The sequence below is a fragment of the Chitinophaga sp. genome (genome assembly GCF_036566945.1).
In the GTDB taxonomy this organism is placed as follows: Bacteria; Bacteroidota; Bacteroidia; order Chitinophagales; family Chitinophagaceae; genus Chitinophaga.
The window spans coordinates 1-4,556 of record NZ_DATCVJ010000506.1; the positions used below are offsets into that span (position 1 = coordinate 1).

Genomic DNA, 4,556 nt, shown 5'->3' on the forward strand with positions numbered 1-4,556 from the left:
TGGAGGAGATGGTCGAGGCCTTCGAGATCCACGACGTGGTCAAGAACCCGGCCCGCTTCGACGTCAAGAAGGCGGAGGCGATCAACGCCTCCCACATGCGGCTGCTGCCGGTCGAGGACATCACCCACCGGGTGATTCCCTTCCTCAAGGCCGACGGGATCATCAGCGACCCGGTCAACGATGCCGACGCGCAGATGCTCGAGGCCGCGATGCCGCTGGTCGCTGAGCGGATCAACAAGCTCGGCGAGGCCTCCGACATGCTGCGGTTCCTCTTCGTCGCGGAGGCCGACTTCGCGCTCGACGAGGAGGACGCCGCCAAGCTGCTCGACGAGGAGGGTCTGGGTGTCGTCCGGGCTTCGCGCGACGCTCTCGCGGGGCTCCACACGTGGTCGACGGCCGAGATCCAGGACGCGCTGACCGCGGCCCTGATCGACGGCCTCGGGCTCAAGCCGCGCAAGGCGTACGGCCCGGTGCGCGTCGCGGTGACCGGCAAGCGAATCAGCCCGCCACCACTACCAACAACCTGGATGTATTCATCACTTCATTGAATAACCCCGAAAGTAAAGCCCTCGGATTTTCACTGAGCGATCGCATCGTAGAGCTGGTACAAAAAATCATCCTTCAAAATAAAGGGGATAAAAGCGAGAAGAATTCTAAAATTGTAGAATCTACCAAGTCAATTATCAACAGCCCGATTTTCCAGAGCTTTACCTCTCTCACACCACCGCTGGCCATTGCCAACTCTGTGATGAATTTCCTGCATAGTGTGAGCGTAAATAACAAACAAATCAATCAGAAGTCATTACAGGATTTTGAAAAAGAGCTGAACAAATATGTAGTGTATTACACCGCATTAAATGATGCTAACCAGAAATTCGAATATGGCCTGAACTTTAACAAAGATCAGTTAAGTCTCCTACAGGACAACTTATTTGACCACCTGTCTTTCACCGCCACTTCCATGAAGTTCCCTGCCCCTCAAAAAGGCAATCAGAGCCTGAGCCAGACAATGAATGAATATTTCATTGATTTCAGAAAAGAAAAAGTGGTAGACTATTTCAATAAACTGGAAGAAAAATATTCCAAAGGCAAGCGGATAGATTATGAATCCCTGCTCCGTGAAAATTCTTCCCTGAAAGAAGTCAACAACCAACTGGAAGACCTCGTACTGCAAACCAAAAGATTCGAGAATCTTTATAACGAGTACTTCACGCTGCTGGATTCTTACTATGCCAAAGTAAATAACTCGTTGAAAATTGCCCAGGACAACGGACTGGCCGATAAGAGCATTATTGACACTAAACAGGCGGAATTCAGAAACCTGAAAACAGAAGCTGTAGGTGAAATACAAGCTTCTATCAACATCCGGGAACTGTATAGCAATACCGAAAAGATCAAATACAGATACAGAATATTCTAGAATTACGAATTTCAAATTACGAATTACGGATTTGTAGGGAGATAATAAATGCGGAGATCATCCTTCGCTCCTATCTTCTCACAAATCCGTAATTCGTAATTTGAAATTCGTAATTCCCAATTCTTTCCCCCTTCCTATAGATTTTATTGATACCTTTGTCGCATCAATTTAGAGGAAAATGACGACAGTTCAATTGGAGTATATTGTTGCGGTAGACACTTACAGAAGTTTTATCATGGCAGCGGAGAAATGCTTTGTGACCCAGCCAACGCTAAGCATGCAGATACAGAAACTGGAGGATGAATTAGGCATTAAATTGTTTGATAGGAGCAAATTACCGGTAGTCCCTACTGAAATAGGTATTTCTGTGGTAGCACAGGCCAGGATTATTATCAAGGAAAATGCCCGCATCCGCGAAATCATTGCAGACCAGAAAAAAGAAGTACAGGGCAACCTGAAAGTAGGCATCATCCCAACACTGGCGCCCTATCTGCTCCCCCGCATTCTTACCGGGTTCATGAAAAAATACCCGAAGGTAAAACTGGAAATCTGGGAATACCCAACAGAACAAATTATGCAGCAGCTGAAACAGGAACTGCTGGATTGCGGTTTACTGGCCACTCCCCTGCATAATCCACACCTGGAGGAACATCCCCTGTTTTATGAATCCTTTGTGGTGTACACCGCCAAAAGCAACGCCTTATACGAGAAGAAAATAGTGAGAGCTGAAGAGCTGGACATCAAAGATGTATGGCTGCTGAATGAAGGACATTGCATGCGCAACCAGGTACTGAATATCTGTAAAGATAAATTCACCATGGGCGATAACAAGAACCTGGAATACAATACCGGTAGCGTGGAAACACTGAAAAGAATGGTGGACCTCAATGAAGGATATACCATTTTACCGGAGCTGTCTTTACAGGATCTTACCACCCGGCAACTGAATATGGTACGCTATTTCAAAGCCCCTGAACCTGTAAGGGAAATCAGCCTGGTAACACATCGCCACTTTATAAAACAAGCACTGATAGAGGCTTTCAAGAAAGAAATCCTCGCACATGTACCAGACAAAGTGAAAGTGCAGAAAAATAAAAAGGTAATAGATATTATTACGGAGAAAGCATAAAGCGAAAAGCAAAAAGCTATTGAGGCGATTTTTTGTCTTACTCAGGATTATACTGATTTTGATGATTTTCAGGATATTAAAAGATTAGGGGTGATAGCAGCGGATATTCGCTATTATCACCCCTAATCTTTTTAATCATATCAAAAACAAAAAGGCGAATCTGGAAAATCATCAAAATCAGTATAATCCTGAGTAAGACAAAAAATCGCCTCAATAGCTTTTTGCTTTCCGCTTTATGCCTTACGCTTTACCGGGCGTATAATATTTCATCGCTTCCGGCATCAGCTGTTGTAATTTTTGCACACGGGTAGCATCGCTGGGGTGTGTACTCATAAACTCAGGGGGCTTTTGTCCCTGGCTCATGTTGGCCATACGTGTCCAGAAAGGAATAGATTCCTGTGGATTGTATCCGGCCATGGCCATGAATATAACACCCAGATGATCTGCTTCCAGTTCATTGGAACGGGAAAATGCGAGCATTCCCATGTTACCACCTACACCAAAAGCCTGATTAAACAGATTTACGGCAGTAGGGTTTTTATTCAGGGCTACGGCGCCTGCTACCTGTATTCCCTGTACGACCAATCCCTGGCTCATACGTTCGTTACCATGACGGGCAATAGCATGCGCTATTTCATGACCCATTACACAGGCCAGCGCCGTTTCATTTTGTGTAACAGGCAGTAAACCGGTATATACCACTACTTTCCCACCTGGCATGCACCAGGCATTGACTTCTTTATTATCTACGAGATTAAATTCCCATTTATAACTGGCGACTTCGTTACCCATATTATTTTGGGTCATATACCTGGTAACGGCGGCGGCAATACGCTGGCCTACCCTTTTTACCATTTCAGCATCTTTACTGGTTGTTTGAGCCACTACCTTGTTAGACGACAAAAACGTCTGGTATTCCTGCAGCGCCATTGACTGCATGGTGCTTTCGGGAAGGAGGTTCAATTGACTACGGCCCGTGATAGGAACGCGCGAACAGGCGGCTAATGCGAGGCTGGCAGTAAAGAATAAGACATACTTTTTCATGGGAGCATTAATTTAAAATTGCGCTAAACGCAAAAAGCACAAAGCAAAAAGCATGCACATTTTATTGGCCATCGCTTTCTGCTTCATGCTTTTACTATATAACTATAACTAGTTTTTGTCTTTTTTATTTTTAAATAACGGCACTTTACTCTCCACTCCTTTCAACAGCCGCGTGATGTTTTTCTGATGCGTTAATACCACCATCAGGGCTACAGCAATAGCAAAAATGCGATAAAATATCTCCGGTTCATTAAAAATGTAAAGGATCAGTATCGGGAAAGCAATGCTGGCAATAATAGAACTGAGGGATACATATCTCGTTAAAAACAGGATCATTAAGAAAACCCCTACGCAGCATAAAGCTACCAGTGGTTGAATGGCCAGTACCAAACCAAACAGGGTGGCAATACCTTTACCACCTTTGAAATTTGCCCAAATAGGGAAAATGTGACCAACTACTGCAGCCAGGCCAAGCCCTATCTGAAGATTCACCAGCTGAGTAAGATTTACGGGATCATGGTAATAAGGGGCCAGATAAGCTAAACGTACTGCTAACACGCCTTTCAGCATGTCAACTACCATTACAAAAGTACCGGCTTTAGGACCCAGTACCCTGAAAGTATTGGTAGCACCGGCATTGCCGCTACCATACTCCCTGATATCCATACCAAAAACGCCTTTACTTACCCAGACAGCTGTGGGAACAGATCCGATCAGATAAGCACAAATAAGCAATAAAATTTCTACCATCACTACAAGTTAGGAATGCTAAGATAACAAATTCTGTGTTAAGATAGAGACAATATTAGAAAAGATTATAACACAAAAGTTGGATTATCAACACTTTTTATATGTAACTTTTACTCTATTACGATACCGGTACTTCAAATTGCAGGGCAAGCCAGTTGTCTTTCTCTATTCTCTTTTCCATTACAAATCCCTGTGAAGCAGCTGCAGCTACAA

General features: G+C 44.4%; 4 protein-coding genes and 1 pseudogene. 3 read left to right on the plus strand and 2 right to left on the minus strand.

Annotated features, from left to right (window positions below):
• From VIP81_RS15475 to VIP81_RS15485, 3 genes and pseudogenes are all read left to right on the plus strand, one after another.
• A pseudogene (locus tag VIP81_RS15475) lies at nucleotides 1-548 on the plus strand (glutamate--tRNA ligase); the annotation flags it as partial.
• Nucleotides 545-1,420, plus strand: coding sequence for a hypothetical protein (locus VIP81_RS15480; RefSeq protein WP_331962465.1), 876 nt, complete (start codon nucleotides 545-547; stop codon nucleotides 1,418-1,420). The pseudogene VIP81_RS15475 and the gene VIP81_RS15480, both read left to right, overlap by 4 nt.
• A 178-nt stretch (nucleotides 1,421-1,598) precedes the next feature.
• Nucleotides 1,599-2,549 (plus strand): hydrogen peroxide-inducible genes activator, encoded by a 951-nt coding sequence (locus VIP81_RS15485; RefSeq protein WP_331962468.1) that lies wholly within the window; start codon nucleotides 1,599-1,601, stop codon nucleotides 2,547-2,549.
• A gap of 240 nt (nucleotides 2,550-2,789) precedes the next feature.
• Here VIP81_RS15485 and VIP81_RS15490 read toward each other — a convergent pair whose 3' ends face one another.
• Together VIP81_RS15490 and plsY are read right to left on the minus strand one after the other, a co-directional pair.
• Complete coding sequence (locus tag VIP81_RS15490) at nucleotides 2,790-3,593, minus strand: M48 family metallopeptidase (protein WP_331962471.1); 804 nt, start codon at nucleotides 3,591-3,593, stop codon at nucleotides 2,790-2,792.
• Nucleotides 3,594-3,701: 108 nt separating this feature from the next.
• A complete protein-coding gene (gene plsY / locus VIP81_RS15495; protein ID WP_331962474.1) occupies nucleotides 3,702-4,343 on the minus strand; it encodes a glycerol-3-phosphate 1-O-acyltransferase PlsY in 642 nt (213 codons plus the stop codon).
• Nucleotides 4,344-4,556 lie beyond the last annotated feature (213 nt).

Coding starts and splice junctions, on each gene's coding strand:
- VIP81_RS15485 (WP_331962468.1), top strand. CDS start 1,599: ATGACGACAGTTCAATTGGAGTATATTGTTGCGGTAGACACTTACAGA.
- VIP81_RS15490 (WP_331962471.1), bottom strand. CDS start 3,593: ATGAAAAAGTATGTCTTATTCTTTACTGCCAGCCTCGCATTAGCCGCC.
- plsY (WP_331962474.1), bottom strand. CDS start 4,343: ATGGTAGAAATTTTATTGCTTATTTGTGCTTATCTGATCGGATCTGTT.